19 protein-coding genes are annotated in these 24,953 nt (G+C 30.6%); 3 read left to right on the top strand and 16 right to left on the bottom strand.

The genetic code is table 11. The annotated features are described in order from the left end of the window. Nucleotides 1-244: 244 nt before the first annotated feature. The 3 genes from ACFIJ5_RS03275 (at nt 245) to ACFIJ5_RS03265 (ending at nt 3,787) form a co-directional block, all read left to right on the top strand. Nucleotides 245-1,849 (top strand): ABC transporter substrate-binding protein, encoded by a 1,605-nt coding sequence (locus ACFIJ5_RS03275; protein WP_379803733.1) that lies wholly within the window; start codon nt 245-247, stop codon nt 1,847-1,849. A 145-nt stretch (nt 1,850-1,994) separates the two neighbouring features. Further along, a complete protein-coding gene (locus ACFIJ5_RS03270; RefSeq protein WP_379803730.1) occupies nt 1,995-2,951 on the top strand; it encodes an ABC transporter permease in 957 nt (318 codons plus the stop codon). Beyond that, a complete protein-coding gene (locus ACFIJ5_RS03265; RefSeq protein WP_379803727.1) occupies nt 2,948-3,787 on the top strand; it encodes an ABC transporter permease in 840 nt (279 codons plus the stop codon). Before ACFIJ5_RS03270 ends, ACFIJ5_RS03265 begins: the two co-directional genes overlap by 4 nt. A 115-nt stretch (nt 3,788-3,902) precedes the next feature. On the opposite strand, the gene ACFIJ5_RS03260 is transcribed toward ACFIJ5_RS03265, so the two are convergent. The 16 genes from ACFIJ5_RS03260 to grdB form a co-directional block, all read right to left on the bottom strand. Continuing rightward, complete coding sequence (locus ACFIJ5_RS03260; protein WP_379809526.1) at nt 3,903-5,927, bottom strand: sodium-translocating pyrophosphatase; 2,025 nt, start codon at nt 5,925-5,927, stop codon at nt 3,903-3,905. 37 nt (nt 5,928-5,964) lie between these two features. After that, entirely contained in the window at nt 5,965-6,192 is a 228-nt protein-coding gene (secG, locus tag ACFIJ5_RS03255) for a preprotein translocase subunit SecG (RefSeq protein ID WP_379803725.1), read from the bottom strand. Nucleotides 6,193-6,363: 171 nt separating this feature from the next. Then, nucleotides 6,364-7,665: a phosphopyruvate hydratase gene (gene eno / locus ACFIJ5_RS03250; protein ID WP_379803723.1), complete on the bottom strand. Its 1,302-nt coding sequence runs from the start codon at nt 7,663-7,665 to the stop codon at nt 6,364-6,366. 207 nt (nt 7,666-7,872) lie between these two features. Then, nucleotides 7,873-9,402, bottom strand: coding sequence for a 2,3-bisphosphoglycerate-independent phosphoglycerate mutase (gpmI, locus tag ACFIJ5_RS03245; protein ID WP_379803721.1), 1,530 nt, complete (start codon nt 9,400-9,402; stop codon nt 7,873-7,875). Nucleotides 9,403-9,498: 96 nt separating this feature from the next. Beyond that, entirely contained in the window at nt 9,499-10,245 is a 747-nt protein-coding gene (tpiA, locus tag ACFIJ5_RS03240; RefSeq protein WP_379803719.1) for a triose-phosphate isomerase, read from the bottom strand. 72 nt (nt 10,246-10,317) lie between these two features. Next, complete coding sequence (locus tag ACFIJ5_RS03235; RefSeq protein ID WP_379803717.1) at nt 10,318-11,514, bottom strand: phosphoglycerate kinase; 1,197 nt, start codon at nt 11,512-11,514, stop codon at nt 10,318-10,320. A gap of 258 nt (nt 11,515-11,772) precedes the next feature. Next, nucleotides 11,773-12,780: a type I glyceraldehyde-3-phosphate dehydrogenase gene (gene gap / locus ACFIJ5_RS03230; RefSeq protein WP_379803715.1), complete on the bottom strand. Its 1,008-nt coding sequence runs from the start codon at nt 12,778-12,780 to the stop codon at nt 11,773-11,775. An 88-nt stretch (nt 12,781-12,868) separates the two neighbouring features. After that, on the bottom strand, nt 12,869-13,906 hold the full coding sequence (locus ACFIJ5_RS03225) for a sugar-binding transcriptional regulator (protein ID WP_379809524.1): 1,038 nt from the start codon (nt 13,904-13,906) through the stop codon (nt 12,869-12,871). Between the two features lie 174 nt (nt 13,907-14,080). Then, the gene (gene rpoN / locus ACFIJ5_RS03220) at nt 14,081-15,463 is read right to left on the bottom strand and encodes an RNA polymerase factor sigma-54 (protein WP_379809522.1); all 1,383 of its coding nucleotides are present in this window, start codon (nt 15,461-15,463) and stop codon (nt 14,081-14,083) included. Between the two features lie 97 nt (nt 15,464-15,560). After that, nucleotides 15,561-16,487 (bottom strand): ABC transporter permease, encoded by a 927-nt coding sequence (locus ACFIJ5_RS03215; protein WP_379803713.1) that lies wholly within the window; start codon nt 16,485-16,487, stop codon nt 15,561-15,563. Further along, nucleotides 16,480-17,586, bottom strand: a complete 1,107-nt coding sequence (locus ACFIJ5_RS03210; protein ID WP_379803710.1) for an ABC transporter permease — start codon at nt 17,584-17,586, stop codon at nt 16,480-16,482. The genes ACFIJ5_RS03215 and ACFIJ5_RS03210 overlap by 8 nt, the downstream gene beginning before the upstream one ends. Then, the gene (locus tag ACFIJ5_RS03205; protein WP_379803707.1) at nt 17,573-19,111 is read right to left on the bottom strand and encodes an ABC transporter ATP-binding protein; all 1,539 of its coding nucleotides are present in this window, start codon (nt 19,109-19,111) and stop codon (nt 17,573-17,575) included. Before ACFIJ5_RS03205 ends, ACFIJ5_RS03210 begins: the two co-directional genes overlap by 14 nt. Nucleotides 19,112-19,242: 131 nt before the next feature. Beyond that, nucleotides 19,243-20,346 (bottom strand): BMP family lipoprotein, encoded by a 1,104-nt coding sequence (locus ACFIJ5_RS03200; RefSeq protein WP_379803704.1) that lies wholly within the window; start codon nt 20,344-20,346, stop codon nt 19,243-19,245. Nucleotides 20,347-20,629: 283 nt separating this feature from the next. Then, complete coding sequence (gene grdD, locus ACFIJ5_RS03195) at nt 20,630-21,790, bottom strand: glycine/sarcosine/betaine reductase complex component C subunit alpha (protein ID WP_379803701.1); 1,161 nt, start codon at nt 21,788-21,790, stop codon at nt 20,630-20,632. A 38-nt stretch (nt 21,791-21,828) separates the two neighbouring features. Continuing rightward, nucleotides 21,829-23,370, bottom strand: coding sequence for a glycine/sarcosine/betaine reductase complex component C subunit beta (gene grdC / locus ACFIJ5_RS03190; RefSeq protein WP_379803698.1), 1,542 nt, complete (start codon nt 23,368-23,370; stop codon nt 21,829-21,831). A gap of 269 nt (nt 23,371-23,639) precedes the next feature. Further along, on the bottom strand, nt 23,640-24,947 hold the full coding sequence (gene grdB, locus ACFIJ5_RS03185) for a glycine reductase complex selenoprotein B (protein ID WP_379803695.1): 1,308 nt from the start codon (nt 24,945-24,947) through the stop codon (nt 23,640-23,642). Nucleotides 24,948-24,953: the final 6 nt, after the last annotated feature.

Raw genomic sequence — 24,953 nt, 5'->3', positions numbered from 1 at the left:
GAAATTTATAATGCTTATACTGTTGGAGGAGTAATTTATGACTTAACTTTCACAGGTTAAAAGCAGTCGCTGCGAGAAATGATATCTTGCTTTGAAACTTTTCACTTCATTAACAAGTTCTAAGCTTTTATTAGAGGACAGTTTAAAGTTAACTATTTAAGCAATATATCATTTTCCTTCGCTAGATAGTATTTTTTTTACTGTAAAAGTTAAAAACATTAATTAAATAACGGGGGGAAGAATAATGAAAAAGAAAACGTTATTATGCGGACTACTAGCTGTAGTTTGTAGTTTAAGTTTAATAGCTTGTGGAAAAAGTACAAGCAGTAAAAATACCTCTGCTCAATCTACAGCTGCTAAAGAAGAAAAAATTAAAGATGGCGGAACTATGGTATTTTCTGCTGGAAGTGATCCAACATTACTTAATCCATTCTATCAAAATAATAGAATAACATTCACTGTAAATAATGCTTTATATAGTCCATTGTACATAATGGATAAAAATGAAACACGTTACTATCTTGCAAAAAGTATAAAAGAATCGTCTGACAAACTTACATATACTCTTAAATTAAAGGATAATTTAAAATGGCATGATGGTAAAAAAATCACAGCTGATGACATAATTTTTTCTATAAACACAATATTAGATAAGAAACAAAATATAGGTGATAGAGAAAGTTTTCTAATTGACGGTAAACAAATTCAAATGAAGAAATTGGATAATGTTACACTAGAAATTAAATTACCACAAGTTTATATTCCTTTTAAAGCTGTTTTAGGTGGTTTACGTCCTATACCAAAACATATCTTTGAAGGTGAATCTGATATAGCAAAATCGCCTAAAAATAATGAACCAATTGGTTCTGGACCATTCAAATTTAAAGAATGGAAAAAAGGAGAGTATCTAACTTTAGAAAGATTTAATGATTATTTTGATGGAAAACCTCATTTAGAAAAAATAGTTTATAGAATTTTATCAGATAAAAATAGTAAGTCTATTGCCTTTGAAAATGGTGAAATAAATACAACTTACGTAGGTGAAAAAAACTTTAATAAATATTCAAAAGATCAAAACTTTAAAACATACAAATTTGATGAATGTATGCCAAATTACATTATGTTCAATTACGAAAATAAAAATTTACAAAAGAAAGAAGTAAGACAAGCAATAAGTTATGCTATTAATAAACAAGATTTATTAAAAAGTGTGTTTGAATCAATCAATAATGCTAAACCAGCATATTCAGTATTTCCATCTAGCACTTTATACTATACAGATAAAGTTGAACATTATGATTATAATTTAGCAAAAGCTAAAGAATTAATGAAAAAATCTAATACTAAAAATATTACATTAAAATTTGCATATATAGCTGGTTCGCAAAATGATATAAATCAATTTAATGTTGTTAAAGCAAATTTAAAAGAAATCGGTATAGATGTAAAACCAGTTGCTTTAGAACAACAGGCTTATTTTTCTCAATTATTTGGTGAAACTAAAAAAACATTTGATATGGTATTAAATGCATATGTTTGTGGTACAGATCCAGATGCATACTCTGGACTATTTGTTAAAGGTGGTTCTATGAATTGGAACTCATATTCTTCAAATCCAGAATTAGATGAATTATGGAAAAAAGCTTCAGTAGAAAAAGATACTAATAAAAGAAAAGAAATGTATGAAACTATACAAAAGAAATTGGCAGAAGAAGCTGTTCAATATAATATAGACTATTCTACTTCAATGATTGCAGTAAATGGTAACATAGGTGGAGTTGAACAAGCTAAAACAGTACCTATTTATATGTTTGAAGATTTATCAAAATTATACTATGTTGATAAATAATATAAATAATCTTATACTCATTTAAATTATGCTCTTTATCTTCATTAAAAATTTTTAAATATACTTTGTGTATTATAAAAGGCATGTATGGTTTCAATTATACCAAACATGCCTTTTAAGTAGTATAAAGGAAAGCAGGTGACTTATGAAAAAATATATATTAAAAAGAGTTTTACAAGCTATACCAATATTATTTTTCGTTTCTATATTATCTTTCTTATTAATGAATTTGGCACCAGGAAATCCAGCTCAAGCTTTTATTACAGTTAAAATGAATCCAGCTCAAGTAGCCCAAGTTAAATCCAGTTTAGGGTTGGATAGACCTATACCTATTAGATATATAAATTGGCTTATGAATATACTTCATGGTAATTTTGGATATTCATATATAACTCATCAACCTGTTACTGAAGAAATACTTGCAAGACTGCCTGCAACTGTAGGTCTTATGGGAGCATCAATGATTATTTCTATAATTTTTGCTATTCCATTAGGTATGATCTCAGCTTTTAAGAAAAATAAGTTTTTTGATAACTGTACCACTATAATATCTTACATAGGCATATCTATACCTAGCTTTTGGTTTGCATTAATGCTTGTTATTTTGTTATCATCAAAACTCAAATTACTCCCTTCTGCTGGTATGCATACTATAGGTGTTGATTCTACCTTAGATGTTATTAAACATAGTATTATGCCTTGCATCGTGTTGAGTTTTCCAAATATAGCTGTATTAACTAGATACCTGCGCTCTAGTGCTTTAAATCAATTCAAAGAAGATTATGTAATTACAGCTTTAAGTAAAGGATTATCCATGAAAAAGGTTTTGTATAGACATATATTAAAAAACTCATTACTTCCACTGATAACAATTCTTGGCATGAGTCTTCCTGAATTAGTTTCTGGTGCTTTCATCACAGAAACTATATTTGGCTGGCCAGGTATGGGTAAATTTGGTTTAAATGCTGTATTTAATAGAGATTATCCTGTAATTATGGCAACAACAATGATATCTTCAATACTTCTTATATTAGGAAATTTAATATCTGATATTTTGTATGGAATATTAGATCCTAGAATCAGGGTGGTGAATAAACATTGAGTGAACGAATATTATTAAATTTCAAAATACATTTAAGTAAAAATAAATTGCTTTTAACTTCTATAATTGTTCTTATGATTATAATTTTAAGCTGCATTTTTGCTTTTTTATCTCCATATGAACCAAATAAACTTGATATTTCAAATAAGTTATCTCCCCCAAGTTTAAAACATATTTTTGGCACAGATGAACTTGGACGCGATTATTTGACAAGAGCTCTTTATGGTGGAAGGATTTCTTTAATAGTTGGTTTTTTATCTATGATAGTTTCTATTGTACTAGGTACTTTAATCGGAGTTATAAGTGGATTCTTAGGTGGTATAGTAGATAGTTTAATTATGAGACTAATCGATATACTTATGTGTATACCTACTTTTTTTCTTATATTAATTGCTAATGCATACTTAGAACCAAGTATAAAAAACATAATCATAATTATAGGCCTATTTGGTTGGATGGGAGTAGCTAGATTAGTTAGAGCTGAAACCTTATCTTATAAAGAACGAGATTATGTAATATGTTCTAAATCTTTAGGAGCAAGCAATCTTCATATGATAAAAAAACATATAATCCCTAATGTATTCCCGACTGTAATAGTTATGTCCACTTTAAACATAGCCGGAGCAATACTTACAGAATCTGCTTTAAGTTTTTTAGGTTTAGGAGTGCAACAACCTATGGCTTCCTGGGGAAGCATGCTTCAGAATGCTCAGAGTTATATAACATCTAAACCACATATGGCCATATTTCCTGGGTTATATATTCTATTTACCGTATTAAGCTTTAATATATTAGGTGATGCCTTTAGAAGTATCTTAGATCCTCAATCTTATTAATAGAAATCTTACATATACTCACTATAATATAACAAATGTATATATTGTATAAAAAACTTTCACATGGGTAAAAAATTATAAAAAAACAAGCACACAAGGTGCTTGTTTTTCTTATCTATTTTATAACATTTAATAATATTCCACCGAATTTAAGTATTACTGGTGCGAAAACAAGTGAAACTATTGTCATAAGTTTTATTAATATGTTCATTGCTGGACCTGATGTATCTTTAAATGGGTCACCTACAGTATCTCCAACAACTGCTGCCTTATGAGCATCACTACCTTTTCCACCATGAGCTCCGCCTTCGATATATTTCTTAGCGTTATCCCATGCTCCACCAGCATTAGCCATAAATATAGCCATAAGAACACCTGTAGCAACTGCTCCACCTATTAATCCACCAAGTGCTTCAACACCTAATAATAGACCAACACCTATTGGAACAACTATAGCAAGTATTCCTGGTAAAAGCATTTCTTTTAATGCTGCTCCAGTTGAAATATCAACACATCTTTTATAATCTGGAGTTTCTTTACCTTCCATTATTCCTGGTTTTTCTTTAAATTGTCTTCTAACTTCTTCAATCATTTCATTAGCTGCTTTACCAACTGATTCCATTGTTAAAGCACCAAATAAGAATGGAAGCATAGCTCCAATAAATAATCCAACAAGAGTTATAGGATTTAATAAATCTATAGCTGTAAGATTAACAGATTGTGCATAAGATGCGAATAATCCTAATGCTGTAAGTGCTGCAGAACCTATTGCAAATCCTTTACCTATTGCTGCAGTAGTATTACCAACTGCATCTAGTTTATCAGTTATTTCTCTTACTGATGATGGTAATTCTGACATTTCAGCTATTCCACCAGCATTATCTGCTATTGGACCATATGCATCAACTGCAACTGTAATTCCTGTTGTTGAAAGCATTCCTATAGCTGCTAAAGATATACCATATAATCCGTGAGTTGCTTCACTTAATCCACCCATTACAAAGAATGAAACAATTACACCAATAACTATAAATATTATTGGTAATACTGTTGAGTACATTCCTACTGCTAATCCAGAAATTATTGTAGTTGCTGCACCAGTTTCAGACTGCGCACCTATCTTTTTAACTGAATTATATTCATCAGAAGTATACATTTCTGTTACTTTACCAATTAACATACCAACGATTAATCCTGCTGTAATTGCTGCAAAAGCTTTAAAATCTCCAAAAATTTTATTACTTAATACTGCTGCTAATATAATAACTAAAATTCCTGCAATATATGTACCAGAATTTAATGCCTTTTGAGGATTTTGTGCTTTACTCTTTCTAGCTATTACTACACCAATAATTGATGCTATAATTCCTGCTGCTGAAAGTAAAAATGGGAATAATATTGCTCCTTTTTCTACATTAAGACTTCCAACATATAAAGCTCCAAGAGTTAATGCTGAAATTAATGAACCTACATATGATTCAAAAAGGTCAGCTCCCATACCAGCAACGTCTCCAACGTTATCACCAACATTATCAGCTATAACAGCTGGGTTTCTTGGGTCATCTTCTGGTATTCCTGCTTCAACTTTACCAACAAGGTCTGCTCCAACGTCAGCAGCTTTAGTATATATACCACCACCAACACGTGCAAATAGTGCTATTGAACTTGCACCTAAACCAAAACCTGTTAAAAATTTAATTTCTCCACCAAATATTAAATATAATGCACTTAAACCTACAATACCTAAACCTACAACTGCCATTCCCATAACAGCTCCACCAGAAAAAGCAATCTGAAGTGCTTTTGATTGACCATTTCTTGCTGCATTAGCTGTTCTAACATTAGCTTTAGTAGCAATGTTCATTCCAAAATATCCAGCAAATATTGAAAGGATAGCTCCTGCAATGAAACATATTGCTGTTTCCCAACCAATTGCAAATAAAATAATAGCTCCTACAAGAACCACAAATATTGCTAATGACTTATACTCTCTTCCTAGAAAAGCCATAGCACCCTCATGTATGTAGCCTGCTATTTCTTTCATTCTGTCAGTTCCTTCTTCTTCTTTAGTAATACTATTACTTAGAATAAATGCAAATATTAATGCCAAAATTCCTGCGATAGTTGCTAATAAATACATATTCAATTTTATCGCTCCTCCTAAAATATTTTTGATTTTATATTATATTCATTGCTATTGTAACAACAGCAAATATTATACTAGATATTATAGTAATTCTTGCTAAAACTGATTCTGATGTTTTTACTTTATATTTCGTAAAATAGGTTTCTCTTCCACCTGTTCCAAAACCTGTAAACCCATCATTTTTACTTGGCTGCATCATAATTGATACAATAACTATTATTGCTGCTATTATTTGTACCGCGATTAAAGCTTTTTCCATGATAAACACCTCCTCGTGTACTAAACATACAATTTATTTTAGCACACTAATGGAAAGATTACAATAATAATAAAGGGGTACATTAAGCGCCCCTTTATCTTTATGCACCTAACTATGAATTATATCATAATTAGATACGTTTATTCAATATATTTTTAACATTTATATCAATTATCTATTTATGTTATAGAATGCTTTTAATCCTCTGTATTCTCCCATTTCTGCTAATTCTTCTTCAATTCTTAATAATTGGTTGTATTTAGCAACTCTTTCACTTCTTGAAGGAGCTCCAGTTTTTATTTGTCCTGCATTAACACCAACAACTAAATCAGCTATTGTAGTATCTTCAGTTTCTCCAGATCTATGAGAAACAACTGCAGTATATCCAGCTCTTTCAGCCATTTCTATAGCATTTAATGTTTCAGTTAATGTTCCAATTTGGTTAAGTTTTATAAGGATTGAGTTAGCAGTCTTAGTTTCTATACCTTTAGCAAGTCTCTTAGTGTTAGTTACGAATAAGTCGTCTCCAACTAATTGAACTTTATCTCCAACTTTATCAGTTAATACTTTCCATCCTTCCCAATCTTCTTCTGCCATACCATCTTCGATTGAGATTATTGGATATTTTTCTACTAAATCAGCATAGAATTGAGCCATTTCAGCTGGAGTAAGAGTTTTTCCTTCTCCTGTTAATTCATATTTATTAGTATCAGTGTTAAAGAATTCTGATGAAGCTGGGTCTAAAGCTATGAATATATCTTTTCCTGGAGCGTATCCAGCTTTTTCGATAGCTTCAATAATAACTTGGATAGCTTCTTCGTTTGATTTTAGGTTAGGAGCGAATCCACCTTCGTCACCTACTCCAGTTTCATATCCTTTTGATTTTAAGATTGATTTTAATGCATGGTAAACTTCAGCAGACATTCTTAAAGCTTCGCTGAATGAAGGAGCTCCTGCTGGCATAACCATGAATTCTTGTAAGTCAACAGTGTTATCAGCATGTTTTCCACCATTTAATATGTTCATCATTGGAACTGGTAAAACTTTTCCATTAACTCCACCTATGTATTGATATAAGCTTAATCCTAATGATTTAGCAGCTGCTTGAGCGCATGCAAGAGATACTCCTAAAGTAGCATTTGCACCTAATTTAGCTTTGTTTTCAGTTCCATCAAGTTCTATCATAGCTTTATCTATAGCTACTTGATCAAGAACGTTCATTCCAACTAATTCTTCTGCTATTAAAGTGTTAACATTATCTACAGCTTTTAAAACACCTTTTCCAACATATTTTGATTTATCTTCATCTCTAAGTTCAACAGCTTCGAACATACCAGTTGATGCTCCTGATGGTACACCAGCTCTTCCAACTGTTCCATCTTCTAATGTAACTTCAACTTCAACAGTTGGGTTAGCTCTTGAATCTAAAATTTGTCTTGCATAAACATCAATAATTTCAATGTAATTTTTCATTATAATATCCCTCCACTTTTTATTAATTAATAATTAGCAATTAATAATTAATAATTTATAATCAACCTTCAATATTCTATGTAAAATATATGTATTATAGTACATTGTAAAATGTCAATTATTTCTTATTAATATATTAATGTTTAATTAGAACTTACTTCTTTATTATTTATCAATAATATATCAATTATTAATCATATATAAATATTATTTAATTAAATTTTCTCCTGTCATTTCCTTTGGTTTTTCAAGTCCCATAACTTTAAGCATTGTAGGTGCTATATCAGCTAATTTCCCACCATCTTTTAACTCTTTTGCATCTTTTGATACATATACAAAAGGTACTGGACTTGTTGTATGTGCTGTCATTGGTTTTCCTGTAGAATAATCTATCATTTGTTCTGAATTTCCATGGTCAGCTGTTATAAATACTGTTCCATCTTTTTCAAGCATTTTATCAACAACTTTTTGTAAGCACTTATCTACAGTTTCTACAGCTTTTTTAGCTGCTTCCATTACTCCTGTATGACCAACCATATCTGGATTTGCATAGTTAAGTATTATTAAATCATATTTATCAGAATCAATTCTACTTAACAACTCATCTGTAACTTCATATGCACTCATTTCTGGTTGCAAATCATATGTAGCAACTTTTGGTGATGGTATAAGAGCTCTTTCTTCATTTTTATTTGGAGCTTCTACTCCACCATTAAAGAAGAAAGTTACATGGGCATATTTTTCTGTTTCTGCTATTCTAAGTTGAGATTTTCCTAATCCACTCACATACTCTCCAAGAGTGTTTGCAAGTTTTTGTGGTTTATATGCTACTGTAACATTTTCTATTGTTTTATCATATTGAGTCATACATACATAATTTAAATCTAAAGTTTCTCTTTTGAAACCAGTAAATTCTCTATCATTTATAGCTCTTGTTAACTCTCTAGCTCTATCTGGTCTAAAATTGAAGAATATTATTGAGTCTTTATTTTCAATTTTAGCAGTTGGTTCTCCATTTTCTAATATTACTGTTGGAAGAACAAATTCATCTGTTTTATTATCATGATAAGATTTTTCAACAGCTTCGATAGCGCTTCCAGCTTTTTCACCATTGCCAAGAACTAATGCATTGTAAGCAAGTTCTACTCTTTCCCATCTATTATCTCTATCCATTGCATAATATCTTCCTGAAACTGTTGCTAATTTACCTACTCCAATTTCATTCATATATTCTTCAATCTCATTTATGTATTGTTTTGCAGATGTTGGTGGAACATCACGTCCATCTAAAAATGCATGAACATATACTTTTTTCATTCCTTTATCTTTAGCTAATTTTAATAATCCTTTTAAATGTTCTATGTGTGAATGTACTCCACCATCAGACAATAGTCCTAATAAATGAAGTGAAGAATTATTATTTAAAGCTTTTTCTATTACATTTATAAAAGCTTCATTTTCTGCAAATTTACCTTCATTAGCCTCTTTAGTTATTCTTGTTAATTCTTGATAAACAATTCTTCCTGCACCAATATTTAAATGTCCAACTTCTGAATTACCCATTTGACCTTCTGGAAGTCCTACACTTAAACCACTTGCTTTTAATTGTGTATGTGGATAATTTGAATATAATCTATCAAAATTTGATGTATTAGCTGCTTTAATAGCGTTTCCGTCTTCATGATCTGATATACCAAACCCATCCAAAATCATTAACATTACAGGTTTCTTTTTCATTAAAACACCCCGCGTTCTTTAGTTTTCTAGTCTGCTAGTTGCTAGCAGCTACCTATTAGCTACTAGCAAACTATCAAACTAATCTATAAAAGCTCACTAAAAGTTTACTATTTTAGAGAAATCTTCAGCTTTTAAGCTTGCTCCACCTACTAATGCTCCATCTATATCTGATTGTTCCATTTGTTCTTTTATTGTATTAGGTTTAACTGATCCACCGTATTGAATTCTTACTTTTTCTGCTACTTCTTTTCCTAATACTTCTTCTACTGTTTTTCTTACAAATGCAATTGTTTCATTAGCTTGTTCTGAAGTTGCAGTTTTTCCTGTTCCTATAGCCCAAATTGGCTCATATGCTATAACCATTTTTGAAACTTGTTCTGCATTTAAACCTTGAAGATCTAATTTTACTTGTCTTGCAAGTACTTCTTCAGTTATATCTGCTTCTCTTTCTTCAAGAGTTTCTCCGATACATAATATAGGAAGTAAATTATGTTCAAATGCTTTCTTTATTTTCTTATTTATTGTTTTATCAGTTTCATTGAAATATTGTCTTCTTTCACTATGACCTAAAACTACAAAGTCTACTCCCATTTCTTCTAGCATTGAAGGAGCTATTTCTCCTGTAAATGCTCCACTTTCTTCAAAATGCATATTTTGAGCTCCAACTTTTACATTTGTTCCTTCAGCAGCTTTTAATACAGCATCTAAGCAAACGAATGTTGGACAAACAACTACATCACATTTAGCATCTTTTACAAGTGGTTTTAATTCTTCAACTAATTTAACAGCTTCTTTAACTGTTTTATTCATTTTCCAGTTTCCTGCAATAATTGGTTTTCTCATTTTACAAACACCCCGCTCTTTCTAATTATTTTTAACATTTATAGTAAGTTAAGAGATTCTATATAGTTTAAACTATTTATCATTAAGTGCTGCTATTCCTGGTAATTCTTTTCCTTCTAAGAATTCTAGTGAAGCTCCACCACCAGTTGAAATATGAGTCATCTTATCGCCAAAGCCTAATTGGTTAACAGCTGCTGCACTGTCTCCTCCACCTATTATTGTTGTAGCATTACTTTCTGACATTGTTTTAGCTATTGCGTGAGTTCCTTTTGCAAAGTTAGCAAATTCAAATACTCCCATTGGTCCGTTCCATACAACTGTTTTAGCTTCTCCTATTGCACTTGCAAATAATTGTCTAGTTTTTGGTCCTATATCTAATCCTTCATGATCACTTGGGATATCTCTACCTTCTGATATTATTGGAGTTTCATTTTCACCAAATTGTTTAGCATAAGTTATATCTATTGGAAGTAATAATTTAACTCCTTTATCTTCAGCTTTTTTCATCATTTCTTTTGCATATTCCATCTTATCTTGTTCTAAAAGTGAATTACCTATTTCATGTCCTAAAGATTTTAAAAATGTATATGCCATTCCTCCACCTATTATTAAAGTATCAACTTTATCTAATAAGTTATTTATAACTCCAAGCTTATCTGAAACTTTTGCACCACCTAATATTGCTACAAATGGTCTTTGTGGATTTTCAACAGCATTTCCTAAGAATTTTAACTCTTTTTGAATCAAATATCCACAAACTGAAGTATCAATAAATTCAGTTACACCAACAGTTGAACAGTGAGCTCTGTGTGCTGTTCCAAAAGCATCATTTACAAATACATCAGCAAGAGATGCTAATTCTTTTGAAAAAGTTTCAACATTTTTAGTTTCTTCTTTTCTATATCTTGTATTTTCAAGTAATACTATTTCTCCGTCTTTCATAGCTTCAACTGCTTTTTTAGCATTTTCTCCAACTACATTGTCATCTTTAGCAAATACTACTTCTTTTCCAAGCATTTCTGAAAGTCTTTTTGCTACAGGTGCTAATGATAATTCTGGTTTTGGCTCTCCCTTTGGTTTTCCAAGGTGTGAGCATAATATAACTTTCGCACCATTTTCAACTAAGTATTTTATTGTAGGCATAGCTCCAACTAGTCTGTTCTCGTCTGTTATAACCCCACCTTTTAGTGGTACATTGAAATCACATCTTACTAAAACTTTTTTACCTCTAACCTCTATATCTTCTACAGTTTTCTTATTTAATTGCATGATTTTCTCTCCTTTCATGTATGAATGGTTTTAATTATGCAAGCATCAATAGATTTATATTAATTGTAAACTCATAATTCAACTATTAAATCTTTTATTGAATTATCAATTTACAATTAATTTGTTTATTATACAATTTTATCAATTTATATGTTTTAAAGCTAAGAGTGAAAAGTTAAATATGAAAATTTCATACAAATAACTTTCCACTCCTAATTTTATATAAATTCAGCCAATATTTCTACATAAATTTTAAAATTATAGTCTATCAGCAACATATTTAGTTAAATCAGCTAATCTGTTTGAATAACCAAATTCATTATCATACCAAGAAATAACTTTTACTAGTCTTGGTCCCATAGTCATTGTTGATAATCCATCAACGATTGAAGATCTTTCATCTGCTCTGTAGTCTATTGATACAAGTGGTTCTTCGCTATATCCTAGTACTCCTTGCATTTCTCCTTCTGCATATTTCTTGAATGCAGCATTTACTTCTTCAACTGTAACATCTTTATCTAATTCACAAACAAGGTCAACTAATGAAACTGTTGGAGTTGGTACTCTTACAGCCATTCCGTTTAATTTTCCATTTAATTGAGGAAGAACTTTAGCAACTGCTTTAGCAGCTCCTGTAGTTGTTGGTATCATTGCTTCTGCTGCTGCTCTTCCTCTTCTTAAATCACTATGAGGAGCATCTAATATTTTTTGGTCATTAGTGTATGAGTGAACTGTTGTCATTAATCCATTTTTAATTCCGAATTCTTTTTCAAGAACTTTAGCAAATGGAGCTAAGCAGTTTGTTGTACATGAAGCATTTGAAATTATGTTATGGTTAGCATTATCATATTCTTCTTCATTAACTCCCATAACTATTGTTATATCTTCATCTTTAGCTGGAGCTGAAATAAGAACTTTTTTAGCACCTGCTTCTAAATGAAGAGCAGCTTTTTCTCTGTTTCTGAATAATCCAGTTGATTCTATAGCGATGTCTATTCCTAATGCTTTCCATGGAAGGTCTTTAGGATTTCTTTCTGCATAGATTTTTATTTCTTTACCATTAACAACTATAGCGCCTTCTTTAGCTTCTACAGTTCCTTCGAATTTTCCGTATAATGAATCGTATTTTAATAAGTGAGCTAGAGTAGCTGGGTCAGTTAAGTCATTGATTGCAACTACTTCTAAATCATTAGAATAGTTTTTAAGTAATGCTTTAAATACATTTCTTCCTATTCTTCCAAAACCATTAATAGCAACTTTTTTCATTTGAAATTACCTCCTAAAATTTTATCTCTCTTTATTTTTTTATTTATATATATATTTTATGTGAATTTTATTAAGAGCAATTTTATGATTATTTTGATTGATTTTCTAAAGTTGTCACTATTTCATTAGCAACGCCTTCATCTGTTATAAGAATTCCACTTTTCATATTTAATTCAGTGGCTAATATAGCTTTTGATTTACTTTTTCCTCCTGCTATTGCAATTGAAATATCTATATTTTTTATATCTTCTCTTCTTATTCCAATAGTTGGTGTAAAATCCACTATATCACCATTTTCATCAAAATAATAACCAAAAGCTTCAGCAACAGCACCTTTATCTAATAGTTTTTTCACTTCTTCATCTGTCATTCCTCTTCTTATTGCCATTTCTTCTGCTTTTCCAATACCATAAATTAATATATTACATGATTTGATTTTATCTATTATTTCTTTTATATTTTTCTCATTAAGTATTGCATTTAATGCATTATCACTCAAATTATCTGGAACATGCATCAATCTATAATTTGCATTAATTTTTTCTGCCAATCTTGCTGTCAATGTGTTTGATTGTGTTTCCACATCTCTTCCCATTCCACCTCTTGCCGGTAGAACTAGTATGTTACTAACTTTATTAATTTTTGGTATATTATCTACTATAGATTTAACAGTACTTCCACCCGTAAGCGAAATCACTGTATTTTCGCTAAGTTTATCTTTTATATAATTAGCTCCTGCTTTTCCTAATTCATTCATAACTGTTATATCATCTTCTATATCTCCTGGAACTACTACTACATCTTTTAATTTTAAATTTTTCTTTATATAGTTTTCTAAAGTTGATAGTCCTTTTATTTCATGAATGAATTCTTTTAATTTTTCTAGTATCTCTTCTCCATCATTTGTAACTGTCATTCCTGGAGTATTTACTTCAATTAAATTTTGGTTCTTTAAAAAGTTTATTTCTGTTCTAACTATTCTTTCACCTATTCCTAACTTATTTGCTAATATTCTTCTTCCAATAGGTTGATTATAATATATACCTCTTAATATGGTATATCTTTTTTCTATTACCTCTATTAATTCAGGAACTATTTTCTTTTGTAACTTAAGAATTTCATGCATTTGCTGCAAGTCAAACACCTCTTTGGACTTTTCGTGTCCCATATATCTGTTTCATGTCCCAACACTATTATAAATTATATATTATGAGATATCAACTTTTTTAAAGCATATTTAAAAATTTTTTTTTAATAATTAGGTAAAACTTTAAAAAATAGGAGCATTTGCTCCTTTTTTTTAAAATCGTTTTCGTTTACTTGAAGATTTAATTCCTAGCTCTTCTCTATATTTTGCCACAGTTCTTCTTGAAATATTCATATCCTCTTTTTTTAAAATATCACATATCTTTTGGTCAGATAAAGGTTTTTTCTTATCTTCACTTTCAATACATTCTTTTATTTTATTCTTAATTTTTATTGTTGAAATATCATCTCCATAAGCTTGTGATGATATACCTACTGTAAATAAGTCTTTTATTTTAACTATACCTTTATTAGTATATATATATTTATCTCTTATAGCTCTACTTACTGTTGACTCATGCATATCTATTCTATATGATATTTCTTTCAAAGTCATAGGTTTTAAATATTCTTTTCCATAATCAAAATAATCTCTTTGTAAATCTATGATTTGTTCTAATACCCTATAAATTGTACTTTTTCTATGCTGTATACTTTTTATAAGAAACATTGCATTATTTATTTTTTTCTTTACATAATCTGCTGTATCATTATCATTATCATTATTTTCACTTGATACTATATTTTTATATAATGGACTTATTTTTAATTTTGGCAATATATCATCATTCATAATTATATGATATTCACCATCAATTTTTCTTATATATGCATCTGGTGCAATATATTTTACATTCTCTCCTGTATAAAAGCCTCTAGCTGGCTTTGGTTCTAATGTTCGTATGAAATCTACATATCTTTGCACTTCACTCTTTTTTATTTTTAATTTTTTGGATATCTCACCTAATTTATTGTTTGCTAAAAGTTCAAGACAATCATCTATTAACCCAAATAAATTTTCATCTTTTATTCCTTTTTTATTAAGTTGAATTTTTAAACACTCTTTTAAATCTCCACAAGCTATTCCATCAGGTTCTAAAGATTGTACTACTTTTAAAGCATATTCTACATCATCTTTTTTAGCTTCTATCTCTTCACAAATATTCTCAACTGTATTATCTAAATACCCTCTATTATCTAAATTTTCAACTATATATTTACATATTTCTTTTGTATATTCTCCTTCATTCACTTCTATTATTTGTTCATTTAAATAATCCTTTAATGACTTCTTATTAGAAATAAATGTAAAAGGCGACACCGTTTCTTCTTCATTTCTATAATAATTTTTCCCGCTATAGTTATCAAAATTTAAATATTCAATAAATTTTTTGTAATCTATTTCATTGTTTTTTTCCTTTAAATTACTATTTGTATCATATTCCGCATCTAAAACTGGATTTTCTTCTACTTCTTTACCTATATATTCTTGAAGTTCAAAACCAGACATTTGAAGCATTTTAACTGAAAGCTGCATCTGTTGAGTCATTACAAGCCTTTGTTCTTGAGTCAATTTTAAGTTGAAATCTAACTTCAATTCTATCACCACTCAATCTATTATAATTATTCCACGTTATTATAAATTATAACATAGAATAATTAAAAAAGCTCAGCCCCTAAGGGCTGAGCTTTTATTAACGTTCTCCTTTTATATAAGGATCTCCATCTGCTGCTGGTGGTACTGTTTTTCCAACAAATCCAGCAAGAGCAAGCATTGTTAATACATATGGGATTGATGCATAAAACTCACTTGGTAAATTCCAACTAAAGCTTTGAGCAACCATCTCAAAAGCACTACCAAAAGCAAACAACATACATGCCCACATTGTTCCTATAGGATTCCAATTACCAAAAATCATTGCGGCAAGTGCTATAAATCCACGACCTGCAACCATTCCTTCTCTATAAACTGGAGTTGTTCCAATTGAAAGTGCTGCGCCTCCAAGTCCTGCGAAAACTCCGGATAAAATAACGCAAAGATATCTCATTTTGTATACATTTATTCCTAATGTATCTGCAGCTGCTGGATGCTCTCCTACAGCTCTAATTCTTAAACCTAAAGGTGTTTTAAATAAAACAAAATGTGATACAAATACTAAAACAATTGCTAATATAACAAACCAATTTAATCCTGATAGAAATTCACCTAAAATTGGTATACCTTTAATAGATTCTGGTACTTTATACACAAGACCTTTTACTATGTCTGTTTGACCACCTTTGTGGAAAACTTTCATTATCAAGAAACTGGCCAGTGCTGCTGAAAATAGATTTATGGCTGTACCAGAAATAATTTGATCTGCTCTCAAATTTATACTTAAGAAAGCATGAATAGCTGCTATTGCTCCACCAGCAACCATTGCAAAAACTATTCCCATTATAGGACTTCCAGTTACATATGAGCCCAATACTGCAAAAAAAGCACCCATAATCATCATACCTTCTAACCCTATATTAACTACTCCTGATCTTTCTGAAAATACTCCTCCAAGACCAGCAAAAATCAAAGGAGCCGCTATTCTAAGTGTTGAATCTATTATTGAAATAATTTGATTACTCATTTACAATCGCTCCTTTCTTCTTTCTGTCTTGAAAATACTTAACTATATAATCTGTAGCTACAAAAATTATAATTACTGCTTGAATTAAACCTACTATTTCCTTTGGAATACCATTCAATTGCAATACTCTTGAACTACTATTCAAAGCACCAAATAATACTGCTGCCGCTATACAGCCTAATGGATTACTTTTAGCTAAAAGTGCAACGGCTATACCGTCAAATCCAAAATTAGGGAAAGCCATCATATCTTGAGCTTGATGCATAACACCGGCAATATGTGTTGCTCCACCAATTCCTGCTATAGCTCCTGATAAAACCATTGCAAGAACGATATTTTTTGATATATTAACTCCACCATATTCCGCACCATATGGATTTATACCAACTGCTCTTATTTCATATCCAATAGTTGTTTTCCATAATAACCAATAAATAAAAATAGCGCATATGATTGCAATTATTAAACTTATATTTGCTCTACTACTAGGACTAAATCTTAAAAGTTGTGCACTTTTTTGAATTATTGGAGTAGTAGCTTTACCTTTAAGTGCAAACGCAGATCTCAAAACTATCCAGTTTACTAAATACATACCTATAAAGTTCATCATAATTGTATTAATAACTTCATTGGTTCCAAATTTAGCCTTTAAATATCCTGGTATAGCTCCCCAAATTCCTCCTGCAATTATACCACCTAATATAATTAATATAACATGAATCACAGGATTAAGCCCTGGTATTAATCCTACTACTGCACCTGCTCCCATTCCAACTATAAATTGTCCTTCTACACCAATATTAAATAGACCACATTTAAATGCAATAGCATTTGCAATACCTGTAAATATCAATGGGGTTACATACACCAAAGTATTTAAAGTATTTCTCTTAGTAGCAAAACTTCCCTTCCAAATATATTTAAATAAATCACCTAACGCTGAAAAATACTCAAATATTGAATATCCTTTTGCCCACATAACAAAAAATACTGCTACAAACACTGCAAGAACTACTGCTAAAAAGGGAAATAATATACTCTTTAAACCTTCAACTATAGGATTTTTTGCAGCACTGTTTGGCTTATTACTCAACGTCATTCACCTCTTCCTTGTTATCCAATTTTCCACCCGCCATGAGTACTCCTAATTTTTGTTCATTAGCATCTTTCCTATCAAGAATATCAACGATTTCTCCATCATACATAACCGCTATCCTATCAGACAGAGATAAAACCTCATCTAATTCCAATGATACTAGTAATACCGCTTTACCTGAATCTCTTTCCTCTACAAGCTTCTTGTGTATAAATTCAATAGCACCAACATCTACTCCTCTTGTAGGTTGAGAAGCAATTAATAAATCTGGATCTTTTGAAATTTCCCTTGCTACAATTAATTTCTGTTGATTACCACCTGATAAAGCAGATGCGGGTACTTCATCATTTGGAGTTCTTACATCATATTCTTTTATTAAATCTTGACTATATTTTCTTATACTACTATAATTCATTACTCCTTTTTTACTAAAAGGTTCTTTATGATGTCTTCCTAAAACTATATTTTCATACAATGAATATTTAAGTATTAGTCCTCTTTTATGTCTATCTTCTGGAATATGTCCAATTCCATTATCAATTATTTCTCTTGGTGTTTTTCCATAAATATCATTACCTTTTAATACAATTTTTCCCTTTTCTGGTTTCTTTAAACCTGTTAACGCTTCTATAAATTCAGACTGCCCATTACCATCTACACCTGCAATACCAAGTATTTCTCCTCCATGTACAGTTAAATTTAATCCTTTAACTGCTGGTATTCCTCTTTGATCTTTAACATGTAAATCTTCAATTTTCAATATTTCTTTACCTATATTTGCCTTTTTCTTATCTACTACTAGTTGTACTTTTCTACCTACCATAAGTTCTGCAAGTTCATCTATACTAGTATCTTTTGTATGAACTCTTCCTGTAACTTTTCCTCTTCTTATTATTGTAACTCTATCACTCATACTCATAACTTCCTTTAGCTTATGAGTTATAAGTATTACTGATTTGCCTTCTTTTTTTAAATTATCAATTATAACTCCAAGTTCTTCTATTTCTTGTGGAGTTAATACAGCCGTAGGTTCATCTAATATTAATATTTCTGCACCTCTATATAGTGCCTTAAGAATTTCAACTTTTTGTTGTTGTCCTACTGATATATCTTCTATGATAGCCTTAGGATCAATATTAAATCCATATTGAGATGCTATTTTCTCAACATCTGCTATAGCTTTATTTATGTCTGTTTTCAATCCCTTTTTAGGCTCTATACCTAAAACTATATTTTCTGCTACAGAAAAATTGTGTACAAGCATAAAATGCTGATGTACCATCCCTATACCTAATTTTATAGCATCATTTGGATTAGTTATTTTTACCTTTTTACCTTTAACAAAAATTTCACCTTTTTCAGGTTGATATAATCCATATAATACATTCATTAAAGTTGTTTTTCCTGCCCCATTCTCTCCAAGTAAAACATGAGTTTCACTTTTAAGAAGTTCAAAGTCTACATTATCATTTGCTACTGTTCCTGGAAATATTTTAGTTATCCCCTTCATTTCAACTACTTTTTCCATCGAATACTCCTCCTATTCCACCTAAGAATAGTTACAATTCATATTGTTTTTGTTTAGAAAAAGCTAGATGCAAATACATCTAGCTTTATTCTATTTATTAATTAAATTTACTTCATACCAAAATTAAAATATTATTTAACAACGTCAGTTTTGAATTTTCCTGCTTCTTCTTTAGTTTCTGGAACTTCTATTTTTCCAGTTTTTATTGCATCTTCATATTTCTTAACTAAATCTAATACTTCTTTAGGAACATTTTTCTTAGAACTTGGTGCTATTCCTACACCATCTTCTTTTAATCCAAATACGTGAGTTTTTCCACCTTCAAACTTATCATTTACAATATCTAATACTGCTTGTTTAGTTGCTGTGTCAACTCTCTTCATCATACTTGTTAATATTACATCATCATACATTGGCTTACCTTTATCATCAGTGATTGCAACAGCTTGGTCTTGGTCAACACCTATAGCCCAAACATTTTTTCCTGCATTTCTAAGTTCTTTAGTGGCTTTAAATAATCCTATTCCAACACCACCAGCTGCATGGAATACTATATCGCAACCTTCATTGTATTCAGTTTTAGCAATTTCGTATCCTTTGTTTGTATCACCAAAACTATCAGCATATTTAACTACCACTTTAATATCTGGGTTCACTGCTCTTGCACCAGCTATGTATCCAGCTGCAAATCTATTTATTAGAGGAAAATCTTTACCACCAATAAATCCAATTTTATTTGTTTTTGACATCTTAGCTGCTACTACTCCTACTAAGAATGATCCTTCATGCTCTTTAAACATTAATGATTGAACATTTGGTTTTTCAACTACAGCATCAACTATAGCAAATTTTTTATCTGAATTTGCTTTTGCTATATTTTCCATAGCTTTTTGCATTTGGAAACCAATCCCAAATGTTAAATCACACTCTTGATCTAAAGCTAAAGATTGTAAATTTGCTTCATAATCTTCTTTTTTCTGTGATTCTATTGGAAAATATTGTACTCCAGTTTCCTTCTGTGCTTCTTTAATTCCTGCATTTGCAGATTGGTTAAATGATTTATCATTCAAACCACCTTCATCAGTAGAAAGACCAATTTTTATATCTTTTCCCTTTTGAGCTTGTTCAGTTGCTGGTTTGTTAGCGTTTTCATCTTTTGTCTTACCACAACCAACAAACAATGATGCAACCATAGCCATTGAAGCAATTATTGCAACTACTTTTTTCTTATTCATTTTTAATACCTCCCAAATTATAAAATTAATTTATATGGTTTATTTTGCACAAATTTTATAAAAAAATATGTGAGAAAATATGTAAACAACATTCAAATTTAACTATTCTACAAAAATAACAAAATTCCTTCAAAAAAAAATTAATTTTTTTAACTATTTTTAAATTTTAAAACATTTGATTTTATTATACAATATTTTAAATAAAAAATAAATAAAGAGTTAAGAATTGAAAATTTTTTTTATATTTTCACTCTTAACTCTTTATTGTGTCAATTTTAATATGCTAACTCATATAACCTGCTTTTTTAAGCACTTCTTGAGCTTTTTCTCCTTCATCATCAGCTACTAATATTACTGGTCCTGTACATCCCATTCCACTTTCTGAATATATGTCTTCTTTCCATAATGACTTACAAGCATCTTCAAGTTCAAGGATATCAATTCCAGGTATTGCGAAAGTTACTATTTTCTTAGGAGGCATCTTTACTTCTTCTTCTGTAGAAGCAGATGCTTTTTTAGTAACCTTATCTATTTCTTCTTGAAAACCAGCTTTTTTAGCATTAGTAAATTCAGCTTTAGCTATTTGTAAAACCTTATTTTGTGCACAAGTTGCACAATATCTTAATGCTTCACATATAAGTGGAGCTCCTGAAGCTCTAGAAACGATATTAACTAATTTATCATAATTAGAACCTATACCTGGTCCATAACCATAACCTATAGTTTCATAATTTCCTCCAGTTGTAAATGAAGAAAATACCTTTATTAATAAATTGCCTGTTAATGAATCACAAACCATAACATCTGGAGTACCTGCAAGAAGATCGTTTCCTCTCATTACAGCGCCACCATCTGCTCTTAATGAACTTGCAAATTCAAATTCATATCCATTATTTTTTATTTCACCTAAAATACGTTCAACTTGTCTAGCTCCATCAACGTTTAGGATCCCAACCTTAGGATTCTCTATACCTAAAGCTTTAGCTGCTGAAATACCTGATATAGCATTTATAACCATACCTTCTACTCTATTTGTTGAAGTAGTTCCTGTAGTAGTTGCTAAAATCATTTCCTTTCCTAAACCTGGAGTTACTACTCTACCAACAGTAGATACTCCAATTGGGAAATCAAAATGCTGAGTTACACATCCATCTATTTCTCCTTTTTCAAGAAGTTCAACCATCTTCTTATGTCCTTCTTCAGCATCAGCTGCTTCAACAACTTCAAAATCATCAGTAACCTTTGAACCAATTAGTACTATTTCAAAATCTCCATATTTATTTTTAGCAAGCTTTGCAGCTTTAACCATTTCTTCAACGCCGTGTTCTGAACCTAAAATCGTCAATCCGATTCTTACTTTCTTTTTGAAACTTCCGCTTTTTATTCCCTGAGCTATTTCATTAAATACTTCTGCTATCATTGCTTTTGTAGCGTTGTTATCCAAGAGAAACACCCCTTTCGCTATTTATTCTTTCACAATTACTATTCCATTTTTGATGCTAAGAAATTTGCAAAATCTTTCATTGCATCTGCAACCATATCTTTAACTTCTTCTTTACTTACTCCGTTTTCTTCCTCTACTATACCAGTGTTCTTTTCAACTAATATTGAAACACCATCAAATAGGTTAGTCATTCTTCCAAGGAATAAGCTTCCTTTTCCTATTATCATGAAATTATTTAATTTTCCTTCTTTCATGCTTTCAATACCGTGTCCGATTATTGGTACTCCTGATGGAATATGTCCTTGTGTTGGAGCAAATCCTGGATATCCATGTTCTTTAACGAATTTTGGTAATTCTTTTCTGTCTAACTGTTTATTTTTAACAGCAAGAGCTCCTATCATCTTATAGTTTTGAGTTGGTACATCACCTGCTCCTGCTGGTACTGTTATTTCTGGTGTTTGCATTTCTGGAGAAAATTTATCAACTTCTGGAATTGTCATACCATTATCAGTTAATGGTTTAAGTACTAATGCATCTAATACTGCTTGAGGAGAAGCTCCACTTGCTATTGTATGTCTTCCTACTATATCAGTTCTTAAAACTGGACTTACACCATCATTTTCTGATACAAGTACTGCAAAACCTCCAAGACAATCTTCAAGTATTGGTAATTCTTTACCTACATGAGATTTACCATTCATTCCAAGTTTTGCTGTACATCCTCCACCTACAACTACTACATGTTTATATAATCCTGATTTAACTAAACCAGCTGCATTTATTAATGAATGTGATGGTGCTGCACAGAAACCTCTCATATCTATACCAGTAGCACCATTTAATCCTGCAATTTCTCCTACTGATTTAGCTAAGTTTCCGCCACCTCTTTGATTCATATCACCAACAGCTTCTTCTGAACATTCTATTATATATCCTATTTCTTCTACTGGAACATCTAAATCTTTTACTAAATGCATAGCTGAAAGTACACCTGATGCTTTAACTGCTATGTTTTCAAGCATGTATTCTGCAGATAAGTTTTCATCAAATTCATGTGCTCTCTTAACACATCCAACTAACTTATCGTTTTCATATAATCCTTCAGCACCAGTATTGTTAACTGCATTTTCAATATCTGCAAGTTCTACACCTTCACCTAAAACAGCAACTTTACTCTTTAATAATGGGTGTGCTTCGAATTTTGGTTTTATACTTTCAACAAATGATTTTTCTAATAATACAAGATCAAAAACATCTGATACCTTCATTAAACCATAAAATTCATCTTGTGGCATTATTTCACCGAATTTTCCAAATCTATTTGCATTTTCAATTTTATTTTCATACCATGGTGCTTTAGCTTCTGCTAATTCATCTGGTGTCATATTTCCTATATAAGTTTGATTTGGTGCATATGCAACAACATCTTCATAACTTCTTAAATGACTTCTAACAGCTTTTAAATACTCTGAATCTGGATTTTGTTTTTTTTCTAAAGTTTGAGTTGTACCATTATGTATAACCATATCTGGTGTATTTACAAGTACATAAGCGGCTTTTTTTACAACTGGGAAAGTCATGATATTACCTCCTCTTTCTTCAATGTTATATTTTTTTATTTTTTAAAATTTAAATTTTATAGACATATTAAATATTTTTTAAAACTAGGGACTAGGTTCTATGTACTAGAAATTAGTTGACAGCCAAAAATTTATTATCTGTACTTTGAACTTTGTTCTATACACTTTATTATTTTGCTCTTTATAGTGCATAGAACCTAGTTCCCAGTATATATATCAGTCAGATTTTAAAGATTGTTGGGAACCTTAGGTTCCCAACAATTTTTATATTAATCTTCAAAAACTTTTTGACCATCAACTTCAGTTTCAAGAGCTTTCAATGCTTTTTCAACTAAGCCTTTTCTTAATTCATATTCATCTTTTTCAGATAATGCTGGATTTCCAAGTGGATGTGGTATTGCTATTGTAGGTACTATTCTGTTAGCACCAACTGTTAATGAAATTGGTACTACAGTACACATATGAACTACTGGAAGTCCGCCTCTTTCAATTTCTTTAACTAACGTTGCACCGCAACGTGTACAAGTTCCTCATGTAGAAGTTAATATAACTGCATCTACACCGTCAGCTTTTAATTCAGCAACTATTTCTTCACCAAATTTTTTAGATGATGCAACTGCTGTTCCATTACCAACTGTTGTATAGAAATATCTATGAAGAGAACCTATTTCTCCATTCTTTTCCATTTCTCTTAATACGTCAACTGGTAATACTCTATCTGAGTCGTTGTTAGCATATGTTGGATCATATCCACCATGTGCTGTTTCATATGTTTCTTTTGTAAGGTCCATAACACCGTCTATGTCATATTTACCATACTTAGATGCACTTGAAGATTCAATATGATCTGGGTTTCCTTTTGGAACTATACCACCAGATGTAACAAGGGCAACTTTAGCATGTTTAATATCTTTTACTGCTGGGTTTGGATCTACTCTATCAAAGTTTGGCATTGGGAATTCTGTTGTGAATTCTTCACCTTTTAACTTCTTAACAAGCATATTTACAGCTCTTTTAGCTCCTCTTTCTTCAGAGAAATAATTCTTTCTTATACCTCTTTCGATATATCCTTCTTCTGAAGGAGCTCCTATTTCTTCACCTTTACCCATTTTGATAGCTAATTTAGCTATTGCAGGTAATGCCTTTCTCATTCCAACGGCACTATTTCTAGTTTCTACTATATATACATCCTTTTTGTACATATCTGCACCTGGATTTTCAGGATACATTGCAGTTAATACAGGGATATTTAATTTTTCTTTAACCTCTTTTGAAATTGTTCCACATGCAACCCCATATCTTCCAGCATTAAATGCAGGGCCTGCTATAAACATATCAGGATTATATTTTTTAACCATTTCAATTATTTCAGCTTTAGCTTCTTCAATATTTTCATTGAAATAAGAATCACCACATATTACTGTAGCAACAATTTCCATATCTTCTTTTTTAAGTAGACCGTTAAGTCCCATTCCTGGACCTACAAAACCTTCCCTAACTTCTGGTTTATAATCTGCTTTTTCTTCTCCACCTATTCCAGCATAAAATTGATTTATATAATGAACTACTTTAATCACGTTTTC

It is taken from the genome of Haloimpatiens myeolchijeotgali, assembly GCF_042688525.2.
Classification (GTDB): Bacteria; Bacillota; Clostridia; order Clostridiales; family Clostridiaceae; genus Haloimpatiens.
This window is presented reverse-complemented; position numbering and strand designations above follow the sequence as displayed.

Excerpts from the sequence above, each read along its gene's own strand:
- ACFIJ5_RS03200 (WP_379803704.1), bottom strand. The coding sequence starts at position 20,346 with ATGAATAAGAAAAAAGTAGTTGCAATAATTGCTTCAATGGCTATGGTT.
- gap (WP_379803715.1), bottom strand. The coding sequence starts at position 12,780 with ATGAAAAAAGTTGCTATTAATGGTTTTGGAAGAATAGGAAGAAATGTA.
- ACFIJ5_RS03205 (WP_379803707.1), bottom strand. The coding sequence starts at position 19,111 with ATGGAAAAAGTAGTTGAAATGAAGGGGATAACTAAAATATTTCCAGGA.
- secG (WP_379803725.1), bottom strand. The coding sequence starts at position 6,192 with ATGGAAAAAGCTTTAATCGCGGTACAAATAATAGCAGCAATAATAGTT.
- ACFIJ5_RS03270 (WP_379803730.1), top strand. The coding sequence starts at position 1,995 with ATGAAAAAATATATATTAAAAAGAGTTTTACAAGCTATACCAATATTA.
- ACFIJ5_RS03210 (WP_379803710.1), bottom strand. The coding sequence starts at position 17,586 with ATGACGTTGAGTAATAAGCCAAACAGTGCTGCAAAAAATCCTATAGTT.
- ACFIJ5_RS03235 (WP_379803717.1), bottom strand. The coding sequence starts at position 11,514 with ATGCAATTAAATAAGAAAACTGTAGAAGATATAGAGGTTAGAGGTAAA.
- ACFIJ5_RS03260 (WP_379809526.1), bottom strand. The coding sequence starts at position 5,927 with ATGTATTTATTAGCAACTATCGCAGGAATTTTGGCATTAATATTTGCA.
- ACFIJ5_RS03215 (WP_379803713.1), bottom strand. The coding sequence starts at position 16,487 with ATGAGTAATCAAATTATTTCAATAATAGATTCAACACTTAGAATAGCG.
- eno (WP_379803723.1), bottom strand. The coding sequence starts at position 7,665 with ATGAAAAATTACATTGAAATTATTGATGTTTATGCAAGACAAATTTTA.
- ACFIJ5_RS03225 (WP_379809524.1), bottom strand. The coding sequence starts at position 13,906 with ATGCATGAAATTCTTAAGTTACAAAAGAAAATAGTTCCTGAATTAATA.
- ACFIJ5_RS03275 (WP_379803733.1), top strand. The coding sequence starts at position 245 with ATGAAAAAGAAAACGTTATTATGCGGACTACTAGCTGTAGTTTGTAGT.
- grdC (WP_379803698.1), bottom strand. The coding sequence starts at position 23,370 with ATGACTTTCCCAGTTGTAAAAAAAGCCGCTTATGTACTTGTAAATACA.
- gpmI (WP_379803721.1), bottom strand. The coding sequence starts at position 9,402 with ATGAAAAAGAAACCTGTAATGTTAATGATTTTGGATGGGTTTGGTATA.
- tpiA (WP_379803719.1), bottom strand. The coding sequence starts at position 10,245 with ATGAGAAAACCAATTATTGCAGGAAACTGGAAAATGAATAAAACAGTT.